Genomic DNA, 21,345 nt, shown 5'->3' with positions numbered 1-21,345 from the left:
GGAATGAGACAGTGGCCCGTTCACGCGCGGTGATCAGGCATCAGGCGGCGATGAGGTGGTACGAAAGGACCGGACCCCATCGGGATCAGGCGAGGTAACTCTGACAGAAACGGTATTGCAGGTGCTGGCGTTGCAACCGGTGCCGATGGATGGTGGCAAACCGATCGCGGAAACTGTGTTTGCGATAGAAGAGGGCGGCATAGAACAGCAGGCCGCACAGCAGCAGCTGGATCGCCTGTTGGGACCAGCTGGTGACAAGCTCGTACACCACGCTGCCGGGCTGATGATCGCTGCGCAGGGAGTGTTCGAGCCGCAGCAGGTGATTCTGGTGGGAGCTGACGAACTTGACGATGCCGTCGTCGCTGTCGCTGGCACTGTGGATCACCTGGTCGCCATCGGACGGCGCCGCGGCGTCATCCATCAACTGACCATGCTGGGCGTGATGCTGGGATACGGGCAGGGAAAACCCCTCCACCGAGAGGGTGGAGAACAACAGAGCGAGGGTGATGAGCAGGGTCATCAGCGCCAGTTTCACTTTGTCGGTCAGGTTCAAAAAGTTAATTCCCGCATAATAGAAAGAGAAAACTACCACAGGGGGCCCGCTGGAACAAGGATGAAGGGGGTCGCCAACCCCCTTCCCCACCGGCTGGCCGCAACCATTACCCCTCAGACATCTGCCTGAAATCGCGGGCATAGCCCTTGAGCAGGCTGTAGAGGTGGGCCCGCTGGGAGATGTCCAGCGACTGGCTGAGATCGCTCAGCCAGTTGACGGTGCGCTGGCGCGACTGATCGGTGTAACCGGTGAAGCGGCCATCCATCAGGCCGTCCCCCTGTTGCAGCAGGGCGGTGAGCTGGGCGCCGAAGTCCTGGCTCTGGCGCTGCTTCATCAGCCGATCCAGCTCCTTGGTCCAGGCGGTCTGGAACTCAAGCCAGGGGGCCTGCAGCTCGTACTGCCACTGGGCCCACTGAGCCACCAGCGGGGCCTGGGCCGGCTTCACCTCGCCAATCCAGAACACCAGCCGCTCGTTCATCTTGTCGCGAAACTCCTTGAGCATCTCCTCCCTGGGCTTGTCGGCAAACTCCTTTTCCCGCTCTGCCTGACGGGTCAGCCTGTCCTTCATGAACATGGCCACCTGCGCCTCGGTCAGGGTGCGCGCCAGCCGCACCGCCCGCGGCACCGTGTCTTCCAGAGTGCGAGTCAGGCTCTGCTGGGCCGCATCCAGATGGCGGGAGACCTGGGCCGGGGTCATGGGGCTCGCCACCGCCTTGGCCAGCGCATCGAGATCGTTGGCGTAGCGCGGCACCTCATGCTGGCGGTGCCAGGCCATCAACCCCTTCACTTCGTTGTCCAGCAGCCGCTTCTGGCTGCGATCCAGCGAGAAATAGTCGTCCAGCTGCCAGACGATGGCCACGTCGAGCCAGTAATAGACGACCCGGGTGGAGCAGCCGGCCAGCAGCAGACAGAGCAGCAGCAGACTCCAGCTACTGGGCTTGCGCCAGGAAAAGGTGGTCACCATGCAGGGCTCCAATGTTGATGAAACAGGGTTGTCGATACGGATGATTCACAATGCCTGACCCTCTACTCCAGCCGCTGCCGGTTGAGATCGATCAGCGCCTGGTAGTCAGGCCCCGGCTTCTGCTCGGCCATCAGCAGCGCCCACAGCAGCCCTATATAGTCGACCCAGGGCAAAAAGGCCCGGCTCTGAAAGCCGCGCGGGCCGACCTGCGCCCCAGCCAGCTCGCAGTAGGCCTGCTCCAGTGCCTCGCGCTGGGCCTCCTGCCAGTTGTGGGTGCGCTGGATGCTGGCCACCTCGAAACCGGGATGCCCGGCGGCGCCATACTCCCAGTCGATGACCCAGGGCCGGCTCCCCAACAAATTAGCCGGATTGAGATCATGATGGCAAGGGAGCCAGCAATCGGCGGGCTCGCGGCTGGCCAGCAGCCCCCGCTCCAGCGCAGGCAACCAGGTCGGCACCCGGGCCAGCCGGCCACGATAACCGGCGCTGTGGGCCCGCACCGCCATCACCACGGTCGGCACCGGCAACCGGTGCAGCCGCGTCAGCACCCCGGCCAGCAGCGCTGGCTGCAACGCAGCCGGGGGCGGCGCCGCCAGCCAGTTCGGCTCGTCGCACCAGTCCAGCAGCATCAGGCCAGTGGCGGGATCGCTGTGATGGCAGGGCAAGGCCAGCCCCTGCCCCACGGCTCCCTGATAGAGCTGCCATTCGGTGGTCCGGTCGATACCAAGGCGCACCGGATCGGGGTGGCCCAGGCGCAAAAAGTGACTGCGCCCCGAGGGGAGGCGCAGTCGATAGTTGCAGTTGGTCAGACCGCTGGCCAATGGCTCCAGCCGACCCGAGCGCCAGGGTGGCGGCAGGCGGGCCAGCAGGGCGCGCTCGGCGGCGTCCAGAGTGGCCTCGCTCGACTTACCAGCCAAAGGTGGACTTCTTGGCCTGCTTGCGGATCTCTTTCTGATCGGCCCACAGCAGCTCGCCGTTTTGCAGATCCATCAGGTTCATGGTCATCTGGTAGTAGACATCCTTCACCTTGCCGTTGTCCTTGACGATGCTGGCAAGGTTGCCATAGACCATGTAGCGGGCGCCGGTCTGCTTACCCAGGCGCACCATGGAGGCAGGATCCACCATGCCGCTGCTCTGCTGGTATTCGAGCTGCTGCTTGACCGCCGCCACCTTGCTCATGTCGACGAAGCGGAACTTGCCGGCGCGCAGCAGCTTGGTACGGATGGTGTCGGTGATGGCCTCGGTGTCGATATGCTCGGAGGTCTTGTTGCGGATGGAGTCCATGAACATCACCGGACGGCCGCCGGCGGTGATCTCGCTGGTGGCCGGCGACGCCAGCATGGAATCCGCCATCTTGTCGGCGATGGCCTGCAGATCGCTGGAACCGTAATCGACGGTCACCGTCTCGGTTTCGGTCGGATCGCCATAGCTGACGGTGGTGCTGGAGCAGCCGCCCAGCAGCAGGGCGCCGGTCAGGATCAGCAGGGCATGATTCATTTTCATCAGTAGGATTCCTCAATCACTTCGCGTACGTAAATCCGGTAGCCCCGGGCGGCCGGGCTCGGCGCCAGGGCAGACAGGGTGCGTGTCTGATAGCCGTGCAGCTTGAGCGGCGTCCAGCCGCGGCCATCGCTGGCCACCTCCTGCCCCGCCTCATCATACCAATAGAACAGGTATTGCAGCTTGTTGTCGCCGCGCTGGGTGCTGGCCGCCGCCACATTGACCTGCAGCAGGCCGTTCTGTTCGCGCCGGCTGAGCTCGGTCAGGGTGACATTGACGTTCTGATGCTGCTCCGCCACTGGCGCGGCGCCCGCCGCCCCATAGAGCGCCACGCCGGAGGTATTGGTGGCGCAGCCTGCCAGCAGCAGAACCAGGCCCAGAGCCAACCCGTGTGCTTTCATCTTGCTCTCCTTGCCGGCGACCCCGATGGGCCCGACCGGTCACTCATGTGTATTGCCATCGTTCGCCGTTACAGCGGCATCACCCGCGTCGTCAGCCCGGCACCGAGCCGCTGCACCCACACCAGGGTGGTGCGTCCCTGGTGGATGGTGAGCGGCAATTGCCGCTGGGCTGCCCCCGCACCCAGGGTAAGGTTCACGTCACCCGCCGGCAGCATCCCCTGCCAGCTCGATGCCTGCGCCGGCAGCGTCAGCCAGCTGCGGGTGTCAGCCCGCTCCGAGAGGGTATTGAAGATGCCGACCAGAATGTTGCCCACATCGCCCCCCTCCTTGGCGGCGGTGCGCCGCACCTGCTCCTTGGCCACCAGCCGCAGCGCCTGGCGGGTCAGCATGCCGGGCAGCCGCTCCTGCAGATCTTTGGCCGCCAGCGCCTCCAGCCTGACCAGCTCGCTGGTCTGCTCGACCCGCTTGCCCACCGACACCGTGAGCGGCCCGGTGTCGCTGGCCCGATTATCGTAATAGGGGATGGCGACGGTAAAGGTGCGAAAATCGCCGCCGGAGGTGGCGATGGGTAGCGGCAGGAACAGCTCGCGCCGTGCCGGGATCAGCCCATCTTCAAACAGCACCACCAGCTGGCCCTGACTCTTGGCCAGGGGCGGCGCCTTGCGGCCCACCTTTTTCTCGGTTTCGCGGATCTCGTCCGCGGCACCACGAAGCACAGCCAGGCGCAGCAAGGCATCCTGCAGGCTCCGGTTGTCCGGTGCTATCTGGTAACCACGCTGATAGTCGACCCAGGCATCGTTGAGATCGCCGGCCGCCTCATAGAGCACGCCGGAGAAATAGAAGGTGTAGGCGTTCTGGAAACCGTTCTTGACCCGCCCTATCAGCCGGTCGAGCTCGGGGGCGCCGCGCGACATCAGCTGGCGCATCTCCCCTTCAGTTGCGGTATCCGCCTCGGCCTCTTCGCTCTTTTGCTTTGCCTTACGCACCTCGTCGGCCCGCCGTTTAAGGGCCTGCTCCTGCACCTGGTTGGCGCGACGCACCTCCACCAGGGCGCCCTCGGCGTCCCCGCGCTGCAGGTAGTTGAGAGCCAGATAGTGGTGCAGCATGGTGCGCTCGTAGTCCGGCGCCCAGTAGGCCATGGTCTGGTCATTGGTAAGCAGGCTGCCCGCCTGGGCCAGCCCCTGGCTGACCCGGTACTCGGCCTGATTGTCTTCCCACGCCAGCCGGCTGTCGGCTGCCGCAAAGGCCTGCTTGCTGGCGGCATCCTGACTCGCCAGCCAGGCGATGCGCCCCTGCTCCAGCCGGTCCAGCACATAGGTATCGTCCCCCGGCGTGGAGTCGCGCACCTCGGGCAGCGCCTCGGCGGCATGACCCAGCAACAGCTGGTTGCGCAGCGGCACCATCTGATCGGAATAGGAGACGAACATGTCTTGCCAGTGGGAGGCGCAGCCCCCCAGCAGGGAACCGGCCAGCAGCAGACCGGCCAGTGGCAGGCGCGGCATCACAGGCTGAGCAGGGGTCCCAGCGGCTGGCCGCCGACCAGATGCAGATGGATGTGGTAGACCTCCTGCCCGCCGTGGCGGTTGCAGTTCATGATGAGGCGGTAGCCATCCTCGGCAATGCCCGCCTCGCTGGCCAGCTTGCGGGCCACGGTGAACATCCGGCCCAGCGCCAGCTCGTGATCCGGCTCCACATCGTTGACGGTGGGGATCAGCACGTTGGGGATGATCAGGATATGGGTCTTGGCCTTGGGCTGGATGTCGCGAAAGGCGGTCACCAGGTCGTCTTGATAAAGGATGTCGGCGGGGATCTCTTTGCGGATGATTTTGCTGAAAATGGTTTCTTGCGCCATGGATAACTCCTTTATATGAAAAAGAAAATTCAATGCCTGTCTCAAGCGGTTCCAACGCCCGTCATCAAGGCCCGGCAAGTGTGACACAAGCCGACATTTGACACAGCCGTTGTCCCATTCTCTTCAGTTATTGTTAAAAATACCGATAGCCGGAAGACGTCTGCCGACGTTGCTCGCCCACAGTGGTAGCAGGGTATCAAATGGACGGGGTATTCAGGCAAGGGACTTTTGCATATACAGCGGGACAATAATGAAACAAACAATGTCAGACCTCTCCATCTTGCAGAGGGTCTATCTTGGCTTTGCCATCCTGGTGGCCGTGATGGCGGCCACCTCGGTACTCACCTTCCGCAGCCAGAGCGAGCTAAACCAGGCGCTGGATCAGGTCACCCGGCAGACCATGCCGCTGGTGATCGCCAGCAGTCAGACCCAGATCAGCCTGCTCAGCGCCAACAAGTGGCTCACCGACGTGCTGACCGAGCAGGATCTCAAGCAGATCCCGGCCGAAGTGGCCGAGCTGCAGCAGGCCAAGGCGCAGGTCGAGCAGACTCTCGCCACCCTTGCCCAACAGGCGGCGGAACATCCGGAGCTGCAGAGTGAGCTCGGCGCGCTCAACCAGCTGGTCAAGGACTACCTGCAGCTGACCGAGACCCTGCCCACCGAACACCAGGCCCTGCTCACCCGGCTCTACAAGGTGAACCAGGCCAAGGGGCAGTTCCAGGTCAGCCTGCCCCAGTTCAAGAAGAACCTGGGGGACATGATGATCACCATTGACGACAGCTTCATCAAGATGCTCTCCGAGACCCTGACCACCAAGCTCTCCGCCATTGAACTCTCCACCATGGATGCCCTCAACCAGAGCATCCCCGCCCCCATCGAGGCGGCGCTCAAACGCAACAAGATGCAGATCGAGGGCTTCAACAGCACCATCAAGGATCTGCAGGGGGAGCTCAAAGAGTTCGACAACAACATGGGCCACTACGTGCACGGCTTCGTGCGCGACACCACCGCCAGCGACGGCGTGCTGGCCCAGTACCTGGCGCTGATGCAGCAGCAGGAGCGGATGCGCGAGCAGAGCAAGCAGGCCGGCAAGCTCATCGTCAACATCCAGAGCAAGCTCGAGCAGATCACCGCCCAGAGCCAGCAGCTGATGAACAACAGCATCCGCGCCTCCGGCAAGGTGCAGACCCAGAGCACCCTCACCCAGGGGGTGGCGCTGGTCATCGCCATCACCATCGCCATCCTGGTGGCCTACACCCTCGGCAAGGCCATTCGCCGTCCGCTCAAGGAGCTGCTGCGGGTGCTGACCGAGGTGACCCAGGGCGACATGACCCAGCGCATCGGTTTTCGCAGCAACAACGAATTCGGCCGGCTCGGCAGCCAGGTCAACCTGCTGATCGAGCAGATGGGCGAGGTGCTGAGCCAGCTCTCCCAGGCCTCCAACCAGCTCAACAACGCCGCCCATGACAACCGCCACACCACCGAATCGGTGCGGGCGGATCTGGAGAAACAGCGCCAGGAGACCGCCTCGGTCGCCGCCGCCATGACCCAGATGGAGGCCTCGGTACGGGAGGTGGCCCAGGCTGCCAACCAGACCCTGGAGCGAGTGATGGACGTGGAGAAAGCCTCCGAGACCGGTCGCAAGGTGATGGCCGGCAACATCACCACCACCCACCAGCTGGCGGGCAAGCTGCAGCAGACCGGCAAGGTGATTGGCGACGTGAGTGCCATGAGCGGCCAGATCGGTAACATCCTCGACGTCATTCGCGGCATCGCCGAGCAGACCAACCTGCTGGCCCTCAATGCCGCCATTGAAGCGGCGCGGGCCGGCGAGCAGGGGCGCGGCTTTGCGGTGGTGGCCGACGAGGTGCGCAGCCTGGCCGGGCGCACCGCCCAGTCCACCAGCGAGATCCAGACCATGATCGAGAACCTGCAGCAGGGGGTCGCCAAGGCGGTGACCGTGATGCAGGAGTGCTCGCGCGAGATGGACAGCTGCATGGATCAGAGCTCCCACGCCAACAACGCCATGGAGGAGGTGCAGGGCATAGTGGTGCTCATCAGCGACATGTCGAGCCAGATCGCCTCCGCCGCCGAGCAGCAGCAGGCCACCAGTGCCGACATCGCCACCAACCTCAACCGCATCTCCGACATCTCGGATCTCAACTACCAGGGGATCGAGCGGGTGGCCGAGACCAGCCAGCAGCTCGACTCGCTGGCCGAGCAGCAGGAGAGCCTGGTCAAGCGCTTCCGGCTCAGCGCCTGACGCCAACCCCGGCTACGACAAGGCCCCGCAGATGCGGGGCCTTGTTTTTTACTGACAAGCGGCGCGGGATCAGGCGTAGGCGATGGCGCCCTTGCCCACCCCTTCATAGGCCACGATCTTGATGAACTTGTCGCCCACGCTCTTCTTCACCTCGCGGGCGATGTAGTGAGCCAGCAGCTCTATGGTGGTGTCGGTGTCGATCATCTCCACCTCCGCCGCCGGCATGGCCAGCTGGAACAGCCCTTGCGGCGCCACATACTTGAAGCCGACGTAGTGTTCGCCAGCCTCTTGCAGGATGGCCTTGGCCTGCTCGCTCAACGCGAGATCGCCGAGGGCCACCCGATCCTCGTCGGTCCCCAGGTAGATGTCGGCCCAGCGTTCGGCCCAGTTGAGCTCAAGCTCCTGGTCGCGCTCGCCGTCCACGTGGATCTCGATGGGAGAGCGGTGGCCGTGGGCGATACGCTGGCAGTTGCCGTCGTGCTTCTTGAGACCGTGGCTGTAGTGATAGAAGGCGCCGTCGATGGCCTCCTGGCGCAGGGTCAGCGACAGATCCTTGATGTTGCCCGGCAGCCGCTTGGCCAGCACCGCCAGCAGATAGCGGGTGACGGACTCCTTGTCCACCTGAGGCGCCGGAATGAAGGCAAAGCCCTGGCTCGGGCAGCGCAGGTGGATGGAGCGACCCGGGCGCAGCAGATCGACGGTGCTCTCGTCACCGTCCAGCTGGGCCACCTGCACCAGGGGGCTCTCGGTCGGCACCAGCAGCTTGTGATCCACTTCGTCGTCGATGATCGACTTGATCAGCTTCTTGACCCGGCCGAAGTCCAGCAACATGCTCATCTCGTTGAGCTCGCCGCTCATTTCGATGTCCACCAGCCAGCTCTCCCCCACCATACCGCGGCGTTCGCACAGGTAGCTGGAGTCGATCACGGTCAAATCTTTTACAAATAACTTCATCAGTCAGGCCTTGCTACAGAGAAAGGGCGGTTTGCGCTATTATGACCCGCGATTATCGGCAAAGGAACTGGAACCCCCCATGAACAAATTGCTTATCAAGAATGCCACCCTGGTCAACGAAGGCCGCATCTATGCCTCCGACGTGCTGATCGAGGGGGAACGGATCGCCCGCATCGCCCCGGATATCCAGGCGCCCGATGCAGTGGTGATCGATGCCGCGGGCCGTCATCTCATCCCCGGAATGATCGATGATCAGGTCCATTTCCGGGAACCGGGGTTGACCCACAAGGGGACCATCGCCAGTGAATCCCGGGCCGCCGTGGCCGGTGGCACCACCAGCTTCATGGAAATGCCCAACGTCAATCCCCAGACCACCACCATCGATGCCCTCGAAGCCAAATACCAGATAGCCGCCAACTCCTCCGCCGCCAACTACAGCTTCTACCTCGGCGCCACCAACGACAACCTGGAAGAGATCAAGAAGCTCGATCCGAAACAGTCCTGCGGCATCAAGATCTTCATGGGTGCCTCTACCGGCAACATGCTGGTGGACAATCAGGAGACCCTGGCCGCCATCTTCCGCGAGAGCCCGGTGATGATCGTCACCCACTGCGAGGACACCCCCACCATCAAGGTGCTGGAAGACGAAGCCCGCGCCAAATGGGGCGAAGATGTGCCGATGCGCGAGCATGGCCGCATCCGCAGCGCCGATGCCTGCTACAAATCCTCCAGCCTGGCGGTCTCCCTGGCCAAGCAGTACGGCGCCAAGCTGCACGTGCTGCACCTGACCACGGCGAAAGAGCTGTCGCTCTTTACCGCTACCCCGGATCTGAAGGATCTCAAGGACAAGAACATCACCGCCGAGGTGTGCGTCCACCATCTGTTCTTCAACGAGGCGGACTACGACACCCTGGGCAGCCAGATCAAGTGCAACCCGGCGGTGAAGAGCGCCGCCGACCAGCACGCCCTGCTGGATGCGGTGCGCAATGACGTGCTCGACATCATCGCCACCGACCACGCCCCCCACACCTGGGAAGAGAAGCAGAACAGCTACTTCAAGGCGCCGTCCGGCGTGCCGCTGGTGCAGCACTCCCTGCTGGCCCTGCTGGAGCTCTATCACAACGGGGTATTCTCGCTGGAGACCATCGTCAAGAAGACCTCCCACGCGGTAGCCGAGCGCTTCCAGGTGCAGGATCGTGGCTACATCCGCGAGGGTTACTTCGCCGACCTGGTGCTGTTGGATCTGGGCAAGCCCTACGTGGTCAACGACAGCAACCTGCTCTACCTGTGCGGCTGGTCGCCCTTCAACGGCTACCGTTTCCACAGCACGGTGGAGATGACCCTGGTCAACGGCCAGATCGCCTGGCAAAACGGTCAGGTCACCAACGAGGTGCTGGGCAAGCGGCTCACCTTCACCCGCTGATCCCTCCCAATCGGTGCCATCGTCACCATCGCAGGCCGCCCACCCGGGCGGCCTGCTTGTTTTAAGGGGTTCTCAACCCCGCCATGAGCAGTTTTTGGGCAAGTGGCGGCACTTTGAGCGCCGATTGTTCGCAAAGCAGGCGAACGCACCGCCGCCGCGGTTTCCTTGTTGACAGGTCGGGTCCATCTCCATAAACTCAGCCCCCGTCAGCTCAGACTGACTTCGTCGGCGTGTAGCGCAGCCAGGTAGCGCACTGTCATGGGGTGTCAGGGGTCGGAGGTTCAAATCCTCTCACGCCGACCATCATTCCCCGAGAAAGGCCTTGTCAAACGACAAGGCCTTTTTTCTTTCAGGCGCGCCATCGTAGGAAGCTGCCCCCCGATTGTGCCCCCCATGGCTTTGTGCTGTAGTGAAGCCCTCTGCTGCCAACCGGTGATCGAGATGCCCTCTCCCCGTCCCTCTGTGCCCGTCCTGCTGCTGGCCTGCCTCTGCGCTGCCCTGCAGCTCGGCTGTGCCACCCCCTATCACAGCGAACCCTCGTTCTGGAACGGCCAGACCGGTTTCTCCCAGACCCGGCTCGGGCCGGACAAGTGGCAGCTGGAGTTTGTCGGCAACGATCTGGTGAGCCGGGAAACCGCCCGCAAGTACGTGCTGAAACGGGCGGGTGAAGTGGCGCAAGCCGAAGGTTATCAGTGGCTTGAGGTCAACGAGTTGACCCTGCAACGGGATGCGGTCAGGGTGACCCCGAGCCGCCCCCTGTTCGGGTTCGATGATGACGAACCGGACCCCTTTCTGGATCAGCGCACCGTGGAGCATCGCATCTCGGCGCTGCTGGTCTTCACCCTCGCCAAACGGGCAAGAAACGACCAAAGCCTGAAAGCTGATTATCTTGCCAACATCAAAATAAACAGCGATTAATATAGACAAATTGCAAGATTCATATCACATACACCTAATAGCAAGATAAAATTCTGCTACAAGGCGCTGGATTTACCCCCCCGGATTAGGCATGCTGCCAGCACACCGGCTGTCAGGAATCTACGGCTCGGATCACAAAAACGGACTGAAGTGGCGCCCTTGCCGCTTGAAATGCTTTGCACTCATCAAAACTGGGACCCACCCCATGAAAATGAACAAATTGACGGCTGCCATCCTCATCGCAATGCTGGTTGGCATCCTTACCGGTCAGGGCTATCGGATGTTTGCTCCTGACCAGGCCGCCGGCTTTGCCAGCGACATCACCCTGCTGACCGACATCTTCCTGCGCCTCATCAAGATGATCATCGCCCCCCTGGTGTTCACCACCCTGGTGGTCGGTATCGCCAAGATGGGCGACACCCGCACCGTGGGCCGCATCGGCGTCAAGACCCTCGGCTGGTTCATGCTCGCCTCCCTGCTGTCACTGACCCTGGGACTGGTGATGGTTCACCTGATGCAGCCTGGGGTGGGGCTCTCCCTCTCCCTGCCCGATGACACCGCCAGCTCCGGCGTGGTCGCCACTGCCATCTCCCTCAAGGACTTCGTCACCCACGCCATCCCGAAAAGCGTGGTCGAGGCGATGGCCACCAACGAGATCCTGCAGATCGTGGTGTTCTCCCTCTTCTTCGGGCTGGCCGCCGCCGCCCTGGGGGACGCCGCCAAGCCAGTGGTGATGCTGATGGCCAGCGGCGCCGAGATCATGCTCAAGGTGACCGGCTACGTGATGAACTTCGCGCCGTTCGCGGTATTTGGCGCCATCGCCGCCATGGTCGCCAAGGAAGGGCTCGGCATCCTCGCCACCTACGGCACCTTCATGGCCCAGTTCTACCTGGCACTGGGCTGCCTCTGGCTGCTGCTGATCGCCATGGGCAGCCTGTTCATCCGCCGCCGCATGCTGACCTTGCTGGCCCTGATCCGCGAGCCCATCCTGCTGGCCTTCTCCACCGCCAGCTCCGAGGCTGCCTATCCCAAGACCCTGGATCGGCTGGAGAAGTTCGGTTGTGACAAGCGCATCGCCAGCTTCGTGCTGCCCATGGGCTACTCCTTCAACCTGGACGGCTCCATGATGTACTGCACCTTCGCGGTGATGTTCATCGCCCAGGCCTACGGCATCGAGCTCTCCATGGCCCAGCAGATCACCATGCTGCTGCTGCTGATGGTCACCTCCAAGGGGATGGCCGGCGTACCGCGCGCCTCTCTGGTGGTGATTGCCGCCACCCTCAACCAGTTCCAGATCCCGGAAGCGGGCATCCTGCTGCTGCTCGGCATCGACCACTTCCTCGACATGGGTCGCTCCGCCACCAACGTGCTGGGCAACGCCATCGCCGCCAGCGTGGTGGCCAAGAGCGAAGACAGCCTGGCTGAAACCGCGCCGCTCGGCGAGGTGGATACCGCCAAGGCGTGATCCCCGCCATCCCATCAAAACGGCCCGCATCTGCGGGCCGTTTTCTTGTGCCTCATGGCAACAGCACGCTCCCTAGCACCAGCGCCGCACCCGCCGGCAGTAATCGGCATAGGCCTCGCCAAAGCGCCCCTGCAACGCCCGCTCCTCCGGCACTATCTGCCAGCGGCTGAGCCAGCCCCACAGCAGCAGCGGACCGAGCCATACCAGCAGCCCGCCCAGATAACAGGCCAGCGCCATGGTCCAGCAGAGCAGCCCCAGGTACATGGGGTTGCGGCTGACACGATAGATCCCCCCGGTGACCAGCGCACTGGCCTGCGCCGGGCGCAGCGGCGTCACCGTGGTGCCCTGGCGGCGAAAGCGCAGCACGCCTCCCAGCCCGAACAGGCTGCCGAGCATGGCCAGCAACAGGGCCGGTAGCGGCCAGCCACCGTTCACGTCACCCGCGCCCCATCCCAGCATGGCCGCCACGATCAGGCCAAACAGCAGCAACGGTGGTACCCGACACTCAAGACTCATCATCTATTGGCTCCCGGAAGGTGCCACGATCGGCACCTTGCGTTACACTCCCCGGCGGGAAAGCGCCGTGGAAAATTGACAAAGTTCATAACGATAACAATGCCTTGGCTACACTTTATCCCATCTGCATGAAAACGGTCACCCGCTGACCGTCATGCGCCTCAACCCAAACAATAAAGAAAGGAACCACCCCATGCACAAGAAGACACTGCTGGCCACCCTGATCCTGGGCCTGCTGGCCGGTCAGGCCGTCGCAGCCCCTTACCTGCCGCTAGCCAGCGATCACCGCAACGGCGAAGTGCAGACCGCCAGCAATGCCTGGCTGGAAGTTGATCTCGGCGCCTTCGAGCACAACATCCAGACCCTCAAGGATCGCCTCGGCGACAAGGGGCCGAAGATCTGCGCCATCATGAAGGCGGACGCCTACGGCCACGGCATCGACCTGCTGGTCCCCTCGGTGGTCAAGGCGGGCATCCCCTGCATCGGCATCGCCAGCAACGAAGAGGCCCGTGTGGCCCGCGAGAAGGGCTTCATCGGCCGCCTGATGCGGGTGCGCGCCGCCACCCCGGATGAGGTAGAGCAGGCCCTGCCCTACAAAATGGAAGAGCTGGTTGGCAGCCTGGTGAGTGCCCAGGGCATCGCCGACATCGCCCAGCGCCACCACACCAATATCCCGGTGCACATCGCGCTCAACTCCGCCGGCATGAGCCGCAACGGCATCGATCTGCGCCTGGCTGACTCCAAGGAAGACGCGCTGGCCATGCTCAAGCTCAAGGGGATCACCCCGGTCGGCATCATGACCCACTTCCCGGTGGAGGAGAAAGAGGACGTCAAGATGGGTCTGGCCCAGTTCAAGCTGGACTCCCAGTGGCTGCTGGAAGCGGGCAAGCTGGATCGCAGCAAGATCACCATCCACGCCGCCAACTCCTTCGCCACCCTGGAAGTGCCGGACGCCTACTTCGACATGGTGCGCCCGGGCGGCCTGCTGTACGGTGACTCCATCCCCTCCTACACCGAGTACAAGCGGGTAATGGCGTTCAAGACCCAGGTTGCCTCCGTCAACCACTACCCGGCCGGCAACACCGTCGGTTATGACCGCACCTTCACCCTCAAGCGCGACTCCTGGCTCGCCAACCTGCCGCTGGGGTACTCCGACGGCTATCGCCGGGCGCTGAGCAACAAGGCCTATGTGCTGATCCAGGGCCAGAAGGTGCCTGTGGTGGGCAAGACCTCCATGAACACCATCATGGTGGACGTGACCGATCTCAAGGGGGTCAAACCCGGTGACGAGGTGGTGCTGTTCGGCCGCCAGGGTGAAGCCGAGGTGAAACAGGCGGATCTGGAGGAGTACAACGGTGCCCTGCTGGCGGACATGTACACCATCTGGGGTTACACCAACCCCAAGAAGATCAAGCGCTAAGCCACTCTTTGCCATAAAAAAGGGCTCCCGCGGGAGCCCTTTTGCTTGTTTGCCAATTATGCCGTTTTCTTGCGGGTCACCCAGAGGCTCAGCCCCATGGAAGCCAGCAGGATCAGCGCAACCACACCCAATGCAATTCCGGTGGGGATCTTGAACACATCCAGCAGCAGCATCTTGACCCCGATAAACATCAGGATCAGTGCCAGACCGTATTTCAGCAAGGCGAAGCGCTCGGCCACGCCGGCCAGCAGGAAGTACATGGCACGCAGACCCATGATGGCGAAGATGTTGGAGGTCAGCACGATGAAGGGATCCGTGGTCACCGCGAAGATGGCCGGGATGCTGTCCACCGCGAAGATGAGATCGCTCACCTCCACCAGCACCAGAATGAGCAACAGCGGCGTTGCGTAACGCACGCCATCGCGCCAGACGAAGAAGTTCTCCCCCTCCAGGGTCTCGGTCACCTTGAAGCGGCGGCGCATCCAGCCCAGCAGCGGGTTGTTGGCCAGATCCGGCTCCTTGTCGGCCGCCCACAGCATCTTGACCCCGGTCAGCAGCAGGAAGGCGCCGAACAGGTAGAGGATCCAGTGGAACTGCTCGATAAGCCAGCTGCCGGCGAACACCATACCGGCCCGCATCACGATGGCACCCAGTACCCCGTACAGCAGCACCCGGCGCTGCAGCTCGGCCGGAATGGCAAAGTAGCCGAACAGCATCAACCAGACGAAGACGTTGTCCACCGCCAGCGCCTTCTCGATGAGGTAGCCGGTGAGAAACTCCAGCCCCTTCTGGTTGGCAATTTCACGGCCGGCACTGTGATCCAGCCAGAACCAGATGGCCAGGTTGAAGAGGAGCGCCACGCTGATCCAGATGAGGGACCAGATGCCCGCCTCTTTGAGGGACACCTTGTGCGCCTTGCCGCCACCGACAAAGCGGATATCAATCCATAACAGGACCAGCACTATGCTGAAGAAACCGGTCCACATCCACCATTCACCCATTTTTCACTTCTCCCAAAAACGACAAAACCCACGGCCGGGAGGCAGTGGGTTCGCGTCTGGAGCAGATACACCTTGCCTCTCGGCAAGGTCTCACTTACAGCCGATTTTCATCGACTGCCCGGCTGCCGGGTGCACTGCAGGATATGGGTGCACCGTAATGACGACAAACCGGCGAGAAGTTACTCCCCTTGTGCGGCGGATAGTAACAGCGGCAAAAGGGAACGCCAAGGGGCATCTTCATCTCCCTCGCAAAAAAATGGGGCGCCACCTAGGCGCCCCGTTTTTTCGTCGCGACTCATCCATCAGAGCGGGTCGGCCTTGAGGCAGGAGACCGCATGGTCAAAGTTGCCCTCAAGCTGGGGCCGGGTCTTGGCGCACTCCGGGCCGGCCACCGGGCAGCGGGTACGAAACACGCAGCCTGACGGCGGATTCATCGGCGATGGCAGCTCCCCTTCCAGGATCTGGATGGTCTTGCTGCGCTCCAGATCCGGATCCGGAATGGGCACCGCCGACATCAGCGCCTTGGTATAGGGGTGCAAGGGGTTGGCGAAGATCTCCTTGCCGGTCCCCAGCTCCACCGCATTGCCCAGATACATCACCAGCACCCGATCCGAGATGTGCTTGACCACCGACAGGTCGTGGGCGATGAAGATGAGTGACAGCCCCATCTCCTTCTGGATGGACTTGAGCAGGTTCACTACCTGGGCCTGGATCGACACATCCAGCGCCGACACCGGCTCGTCACAGATGATCATCTTGGGCTCGAGGATCAGCGCCCGGGCGATGCCGATACGTTGGCACTGACCGCCGGAGAACTCGTGGGGGTAGCGGTTGACCAGATTGGGCAACAGCCCCACCTTGCTCATCATGGCGCGTACCTTCTCCTTCACCTCCTCTTTCGGCAGGGCCGGGTAGAAGGTGATGAGAGGCTCGGCGATGATGTCGCCTATGGTCATGCGCGGGTTGAGGGAGGCCAGCGGATCCTGGAAGATCATCTGGATCTCCTTGCGTTTTTCGCGCAGCGCCTTCTGGTCGAGCTTGGTCAGATCGTTGCCAAGCCACACCACCTTGCCGTCGGTGGCCGGCACCAGGCCGATCAGCGCCCGGGCAAAAGTGGACTTGCCGCAACCCGACTCCCCCACCACGCCCAGGGTCTCCCCTTCGTAAAGGCGCAGGGTCACCCCGTCCACCGCCTTCAGGGCGGAGGGTTTGGCCCAGGGCCAGGCTTTGTCACTCTTGATGCTGAAGTGGACCTTGAGATCGGACACTTCCAGCAGCAGTTTCTTGTCAGTCCCCATTTAGTTCACTCCCTTGATGATGGCATCCGATACCCAGTGGCAGGCCCGCTCCCGGCCGTCGTTGAACGGCGTCAGAACTGGGGATTGCCGGCCGCAAATCTCGCTCACCCGATGGCAGCGCTCCTGGAAGGGGCAGCCGGTGGGCAAACGCAGCAGGTTGGGCGGGTTGCCCGGGATGGTGGGCAGCACTTCCCCTTCGGTATCGAGGCGGGGAATGGCACGCAGCAAGCCTTCGGTATAGGGGTGGCTCGGGCGATAGAAGATGTCGTTGACCTTGCCGTACTCCATGGTACGGCCGGCGTACATCACCAGCACCTTGTCGCAGATGCCGGCCACCACGCCAAGGTCATGGGTGATCATGATGATGGCGGTGTTGAACTCGCGCTTGAGCTCGTTCATCAGGGTCATGATCTGGGCCTGTACCGTCACGTCCAGCGCCGTGGTCGGTTCATCGGCGATGAGCAGTTGCGGCCGGCACAACAGCGCCATGGCGATCATCACCCGCTGACGCATGCCGCCGGAGAACTCGTGCGGGTACATCCCCATCCGCTTGCGCGCCTCGGGGATCTTCACCGCATCCAGCATGCGCACCGACTCCTCGAACGCCTCGGCCTTGCTGACCCCCTTGTGCAGCATCAGCACTTCCATCAGCTGATCCTTCACCTTCATGTAGGGGTTGAGCGAGGTCATGGGGTCCTGGAAGATCATGGCGATCTTCTCGGAGCGGATCTTGTTGAGCTTGTGTTCCGGCAGATTGAGGATCTCGTCGCCCTGAAACTTGGCTGACCCTGTGATGATGCCGTTCTTGGCCAGCAGCCCCATGATGGCGAACGCGGTCTGGGACTTGCCCGAACCGGATTCCCCGACGATACCCAGGGTCTCGCCGGCAGAGAGAGAGAAGTTGAGGTCGTTGACCGCTACCACATTGCCGTCCGGGGTCTTGAACTCGACCCGCAGATCTTTTACATCCAGTAACTTCATAAAAACTCCTTATCGATCTTTCGTGACGTTTTCCTGTCGATCCGATGCGCTGTCCGCCCGATTGAGCCGCACTGTGCGGCCCTTCGGCGCGTTGTTCCAACGCTCTTTCGCCGCTTTCTCAGCGATCCTTCGGATCGAGGGCGTCACGCAGACCATCCCCGAGGAAGTTGAAGCAAAACAGGGTCACCACCATGAAGCCGGCGGGGAACAGGAGTTGCCAGATGGCCACTTCCATCGACTTGGAGCCTTCATCCAGCAGGGCGCCCCAGCTGGTCATGGGCTCTTGCACCCCCAGCCCCAGGAAGCTCAGGAAGGATTCGAACATGATCATGCCCGGCACCAGCAGGGTGGCGTAGACCGCCACTATTCCCAGCACGTTGGGCACGATGTGACGGGTGATGATCTTCCACTTGGAGACGCCGCAGACATGGGCCGCCTCGATGAACTCCTTGCTCTTGAGGCTCAGGGTCTGACCACGGACGATCCGCGCCATGTCGAGCCAGCTCACCGCACCGATGGCGATGAAGATGAGCGCCAGGTTGCGGCCGAAGAAGGTCACCAGCATGATCACGAAGAACATGAAGGGGAAGGCGTTGAGGATCTCCAGTACCCGCATCATCAGGCTGTCGACCCGACCGCCGATGAAACCGGATGCCGCGCCATACAGGGTGCCGATGATGACGGCCACCATGGCCCCCATGATGCCGACCATCAGCGAGATGCGCCCGCCAAGCAGGGTGCGCACGAACAGATCGCGCCCCAGGCTGTCGGTGCCGAACCAGTGGCCGGTCTCCATGTCGGGGCCGGTCTGCATGGCGCCCCAGTCAGGATCGTCAAAGGTGTACTGGGACAGATGGGGCCCCACGATCACCGCCAATCCGATGATGGAGAGAATGATAAGGCTGGTCAGGGCCGCCTTGTTGCGCAGGAAACGGCGACGGGCATCCTTCCACAGGGAGCGTCCTTCCACCACTTCCACTTTCTGGGCGAACGCCTCGATGGCTTCGCGTTTTTCAGTTGTGACAACCATGATGTACTCCCGACTTAGTAACGGATCTTGGGATCGATAAAGGCATAGAGAATATCGACCACGGCGTTAAAGGTGATGGTGAGGGCGCCGACCAGAATGGTCAGACCGAGCACCATGGAGTAATCACGGTTGAGGGCACCGTTGACGAACAGCTGGCCAATCCCCGGCAGACCGAAGATGGTCTCGATCACCACGGAACCCGTGATGATGCCGACGAAGGCCGGGCCCAGGTAGGAGACCACCGGCAGCATGGCCGGGCGCAGCGCGTGTTTCAGGATGATGTGGCGCAGCGGCAGTCCCTTGGCGCGGGCGGTACGGATGAAGTTGGAGTTCATGGTCTCGATCATGCTGCCCCGCATGATCCGCGAGATGGCGGAGATGTAATACATCATCATGCCGAACACCGGCAGCACCATGAACTGCACGCCACCACCCTGCCAGCCACCGGCCGGGAACCAGCCCAGATGGATACTGAAAAACAGCACCAGCAGGGGCGCCAGCACAAAGCCCGGGATCACCACCCCGGCCATGGCCGACGACATCAACAGATAGTCGATGACGGTATTCTGTTTGAGGGCGGCAATGGTGCCGAAGGTGACCCCCAGCGTCACCGCAAACAGAAAGGCGAAGGAACCTATCTTGGCGGAAACCGGCAGTGCCTGGCTCACCAGATCATTGACGGTGAAGTCCTTGTACTTGAAGGAAGGACCGAGATCCCCCTGCACCAGGTTGCCCAGATAGGTGAGATATTGCACCCCGATCGGCTTGTCGAGGCCATATTTGGCTTCGATGTTGGCCATCACTTCGGGTGGCAGGGTGCGTTCGCTGCTGAAGGGGTTACCCGGCGCGAAACGCATCATGAAGAAGGAGACGGTGATCAAGACCAGCAGAGTCGGGATCGCTTCCAGTAGACGTTTAAAAATGAATTTCAACATAGACAATTCCTGTCCTGTACTGCTTCCAAAGGGTCGCGGTTGTAATAAAGGCCCGCCGTCTGGCGGGCCCTGCTTGTTATGCGACTTGTAACGAAAATCAGTGGGCGATGATGTACATGTCTTTGCTGTACAGGTTGTCCAGCGGGTTGGCCGGATAGCCGCCCACGTAGGGCTTGACCATACGGGAAGTCACGTACTGATAGATGGGGGCAATCGGCATGTCCTTGGCCAGGATCTCTTCAGCCTGGACGTAGAGCTTGTTGCGCGCCTCGGCATCCACCTGGTTGCGCGACTCGTTCATCAACTTGTCGAACGCCAGGTTGGAGTATTTGCCGTCGTTGTTGCCGTGGGTGGTCTGCATCAGATCCAGCATGGAGGAGGCTTCGTTGTAGTCGGCGATCCAGCCGGCACGGCCCACGTCAAACTGACCCTGTTTCTTGGTCTCCAGGTAGGTTTTCCACTCCTGGTTGACCAGGCTTACCTGCACGCCCAGCTTCTTCCACATGGAGGCCACGGCAACCGCCACCTTCTTGTGGTTGTCGTCGGTGTTGTAGAGCAGCTCGAACTTGAGCGGCTTGCCCGGGCCGAAACCGGCTTCGGTCAGCAGCTCTTTCGCCTTGGCATCGCGCTCTGCCTGGGTCAGCTTGGACCAGGCCGGCGCCACCGGCTTGAAGCCGTCCACGAAATCAGGGACCAGGGTGTAGCCCGGGGTTTCCCCCTTGCCCATCACCTTGTCGGCGATCACGTTGCGGTCGATGGCGTAGGAGAGCGCGGTACGCACCCGCACGTCATCAAACGGCTTCTTCTTGAAGTTGTACTGGTAGTAGTAGGTACCGACGTAGCCGCTCACCTTCACCTCGTTCGGCAGATCCTTCTTCATCTGCTTGAAACGCTCGATGGGCATGTTGTAGGTGAGATCCACTTCGCCGGCCAGGTAGCGGTTCAACTCGGCGTTGGTGGACTGGATCGGCAGATAGGTCACCTTGTTGATGACGGTCTTGGCGTCGTTCCAGTAGTTTTTGTTGCGCTCGACGTCGACGCGCTCGTTGACCACCCAATCCTTCAGCACATAGGCGCCGTTGGATACCATGTTGCCGGGCTGGGTCCACTTGTCACCGAACTTCTCGATCACCTTCTTCGGCACCGGGTAGGTGGTGGTGTGGGAGAGCATGCTGACAAAGTAAGGCACCGCCTTCTCCAGCTGCACCTCGAAGGTGTAGTCGTCCACCGCCTTCACGCCCAGCGTATCTGACGGCTTCTTGCCGGCAATGATGTCGGAGGCGTTGACGATGGTCGGGATCTCCAGATACCAGGAGTAGGGAGAGGCGGTTTTCGGATCAACGGCCCGTTTGAAGGCATATTCGAAGTCGTGGGCAGTGACCGGATCACCGTTGGACCACTTGGCGTTTTTACGCAGGTGGAAGACGAAGTGTTTGTTGTCCTTGGTTTCCCAGGACTCGGCCATGGCGGGGAGCACTTCACCCTTGGGGCCGGAGGAGACGAGACCTTCGAACAGGTCACGCAGAATATTGGATTCAACCGTTCCTTCGGTTTTATGCGGGTCGAGAGTTGCGGGCTCGGAGCCGTTGCCTTTCACCAGCTGCTGAACCTCAGCCAGCTTGGTACCTGCGGGCACATCGGCGGCTTGTGCCGCGTTGACACCGCCAAACAGAGCTGCCACCAATAGGGTATTAATCATTGTTTTTTTATGAGTCATTTCCATACTCCACAAGAACATTCCATGCATTTTTCCATCAACGAGATAAGTACCCCGCTGCCAGCATAATTCCCTGACATTTCTGATAATGCAATAGATATCGTCAGGCAGGACTGGACTTCATGGTCAAAAAAGCAGCTTTTGACCAATTATT

20 protein-coding genes and 1 tRNA gene are annotated in these 21,345 nt (G+C 61.9%); 6 read left to right on the top strand and 15 right to left on the bottom strand.

Translation table 11 applies throughout. From position 1 onward, the window contains the following. Positions 1 to 85: 85 nt before the first annotated feature. The 7 genes from PG897_RS15845 to hinT form a co-directional block, all read right to left on the bottom strand. The gene (locus PG897_RS15845) at positions 86 to 592 is read right to left on the bottom strand and encodes a hypothetical protein (protein ID WP_226013925.1); all 507 of its coding nucleotides are present in this window, start codon (positions 590 to 592) and stop codon (positions 86 to 88) included. Between the two features lie 67 nt (positions 593 to 659). Continuing rightward, positions 660 to 1,517, bottom strand: a complete 858-nt coding sequence (locus PG897_RS15840; protein WP_025201528.1) for a DUF6279 family lipoprotein — start codon at positions 1,515 to 1,517, stop codon at positions 660 to 662. A gap of 62 nt (positions 1,518 to 1,579) precedes the next feature. Next, positions 1,580 to 2,434 (bottom strand): phosphotransferase, encoded by an 855-nt coding sequence (locus PG897_RS15835; RefSeq protein ID WP_201881239.1) that lies wholly within the window; start codon positions 2,432 to 2,434, stop codon positions 1,580 to 1,582. Beyond that, positions 2,424 to 3,020, bottom strand: coding sequence for a penicillin-binding protein activator LpoB (lpoB, locus tag PG897_RS15830; protein WP_005302153.1), 597 nt, complete (start codon positions 3,018 to 3,020; stop codon positions 2,424 to 2,426). The genes PG897_RS15835 and lpoB overlap by 11 nt, the downstream gene beginning before the upstream one ends. Further along, positions 3,020 to 3,418, bottom strand: a complete 399-nt coding sequence (locus tag PG897_RS15825; RefSeq protein WP_010633660.1) for a YcfL family protein — start codon at positions 3,416 to 3,418, stop codon at positions 3,020 to 3,022. Before PG897_RS15825 ends, lpoB begins: the two co-directional genes overlap by 1 nt. A 68-nt stretch (positions 3,419 to 3,486) precedes the next feature. Further along, on the bottom strand, positions 3,487 to 4,920 hold the full coding sequence (locus PG897_RS15820; protein WP_043169548.1) for a COG3014 family protein: 1,434 nt from the start codon (positions 4,918 to 4,920) through the stop codon (positions 3,487 to 3,489). Next, positions 4,920 to 5,270 carry a purine nucleoside phosphoramidase gene (gene hinT / locus PG897_RS15815; RefSeq protein ID WP_010633658.1) on the bottom strand — a complete coding sequence of 117 codons (351 nt, stop codon included), beginning with the start codon at positions 5,268 to 5,270 and terminating at the stop codon, positions 4,920 to 4,922. Before hinT ends, PG897_RS15820 begins: the two co-directional genes overlap by 1 nt. 262 nt (positions 5,271 to 5,532) lie before the next feature. On the opposite strand from hinT, the gene PG897_RS15810 reads away from it, so the two are divergent. Beyond that, positions 5,533 to 7,533: a methyl-accepting chemotaxis protein gene (locus tag PG897_RS15810; RefSeq protein ID WP_226013926.1), complete on the top strand. Its 2,001-nt coding sequence runs from the start codon at positions 5,533 to 5,535 to the stop codon at positions 7,531 to 7,533. 69 nt (positions 7,534 to 7,602) lie between these two features. On the opposite strand, the gene PG897_RS15805 is transcribed toward PG897_RS15810, so the two are convergent. Further along, a complete protein-coding gene (locus tag PG897_RS15805; protein WP_042007654.1) occupies positions 7,603 to 8,487 on the bottom strand; it encodes a 6-carboxytetrahydropterin synthase in 885 nt (294 codons plus the stop codon). A 79-nt stretch (positions 8,488 to 8,566) separates the two neighbouring features. Here PG897_RS15805 and PG897_RS15800 point away from each other — a divergent pair, with 79 nt between their 5' ends. From PG897_RS15800 to PG897_RS15785, 4 genes are all read left to right on the top strand, one after another. Beyond that, the gene (locus PG897_RS15800; RefSeq protein WP_043169552.1) at positions 8,567 to 9,910 is read left to right on the top strand and encodes a dihydroorotase; all 1,344 of its coding nucleotides are present in this window, start codon (positions 8,567 to 8,569) and stop codon (positions 9,908 to 9,910) included. A gap of 226 nt (positions 9,911 to 10,136) precedes the next feature. Further along, positions 10,137 to 10,213, top strand: a tRNA-Pro gene (locus PG897_RS15795). Positions 10,214 to 10,351: 138 nt separating this feature from the next. Beyond that, positions 10,352 to 10,828 carry a CC0125/CC1285 family lipoprotein gene (locus PG897_RS15790; RefSeq protein ID WP_052248722.1) on the top strand — a complete coding sequence of 159 codons (477 nt, stop codon included), beginning with the start codon at positions 10,352 to 10,354 and terminating at the stop codon, positions 10,826 to 10,828. 205 nt (positions 10,829 to 11,033) lie between these two features. Continuing rightward, the gene (locus PG897_RS15785; protein WP_201881232.1) at positions 11,034 to 12,293 is read left to right on the top strand and encodes a dicarboxylate/amino acid:cation symporter; all 1,260 of its coding nucleotides are present in this window, start codon (positions 11,034 to 11,036) and stop codon (positions 12,291 to 12,293) included. Positions 12,294 to 12,365: 72 nt separating this feature from the next. Here the strand turns inward: PG897_RS15785 and PG897_RS15780 are convergent, their stop codons facing one another. After that, a complete protein-coding gene (locus PG897_RS15780) occupies positions 12,366 to 12,812 on the bottom strand; it encodes a methyltransferase family protein (RefSeq protein WP_201881231.1) in 447 nt (148 codons plus the stop codon). A gap of 190 nt (positions 12,813 to 13,002) precedes the next feature. Between PG897_RS15780 and alr the strand changes: the two genes are divergently transcribed. After that, positions 13,003 to 14,229, top strand: a complete 1,227-nt coding sequence (gene alr, locus PG897_RS15775; RefSeq protein ID WP_201881230.1) for an alanine racemase — start codon at positions 13,003 to 13,005, stop codon at positions 14,227 to 14,229. 56 nt (positions 14,230 to 14,285) lie between these two features. On the opposite strand, the gene PG897_RS15770 is transcribed toward alr, so the two are convergent. From PG897_RS15770 to PG897_RS15745, 6 genes are all read right to left on the bottom strand, one after another. Then, positions 14,286 to 15,230 (bottom strand): TerC family protein, encoded by a 945-nt coding sequence (locus PG897_RS15770; protein WP_025201519.1) that lies wholly within the window; start codon positions 15,228 to 15,230, stop codon positions 14,286 to 14,288. Positions 15,231 to 15,532: 302 nt separating this feature from the next. Continuing rightward, positions 15,533 to 16,528: a murein tripeptide/oligopeptide ABC transporter ATP binding protein OppF gene (oppF, locus tag PG897_RS15765; protein ID WP_005302185.1), complete on the bottom strand. Its 996-nt coding sequence runs from the start codon at positions 16,526 to 16,528 to the stop codon at positions 15,533 to 15,535. Further along, positions 16,529 to 17,509 carry an ABC transporter ATP-binding protein gene (locus PG897_RS15760; protein WP_005302188.1) on the bottom strand — a complete coding sequence of 327 codons (981 nt, stop codon included), beginning with the start codon at positions 17,507 to 17,509 and terminating at the stop codon, positions 16,529 to 16,531. It abuts the gene before it with no gap. A 118-nt stretch (positions 17,510 to 17,627) separates the two neighbouring features. Next, a complete protein-coding gene (oppC, locus tag PG897_RS15755; RefSeq protein WP_005302192.1) occupies positions 17,628 to 18,539 on the bottom strand; it encodes an oligopeptide ABC transporter permease OppC in 912 nt (303 codons plus the stop codon). Positions 18,540 to 18,553: 14 nt separating this feature from the next. Further along, positions 18,554 to 19,474: an oligopeptide ABC transporter permease OppB gene (oppB, locus tag PG897_RS15750; protein ID WP_005302198.1), complete on the bottom strand. Its 921-nt coding sequence runs from the start codon at positions 19,472 to 19,474 to the stop codon at positions 18,554 to 18,556. A gap of 97 nt (positions 19,475 to 19,571) precedes the next feature. Further along, on the bottom strand, positions 19,572 to 21,191 hold the full coding sequence (locus tag PG897_RS15745) for an ABC transporter substrate-binding protein (RefSeq protein ID WP_017764221.1): 1,620 nt from the start codon (positions 21,189 to 21,191) through the stop codon (positions 19,572 to 19,574). Between the last annotated feature and the right edge of the window lie 154 nt (positions 21,192 to 21,345).

The sequence above is a fragment of the Aeromonas sp. QDB20 genome, from assembly GCF_027707805.1.
GTDB classification, from domain to species: Bacteria; Pseudomonadota; Gammaproteobacteria; order Enterobacterales; family Aeromonadaceae; genus Aeromonas; species Aeromonas dhakensis.
The sequence above is the reverse complement of the archived record's forward strand: the minus strand, read 5'-3'. Positions and strand labels throughout refer to the sequence as shown.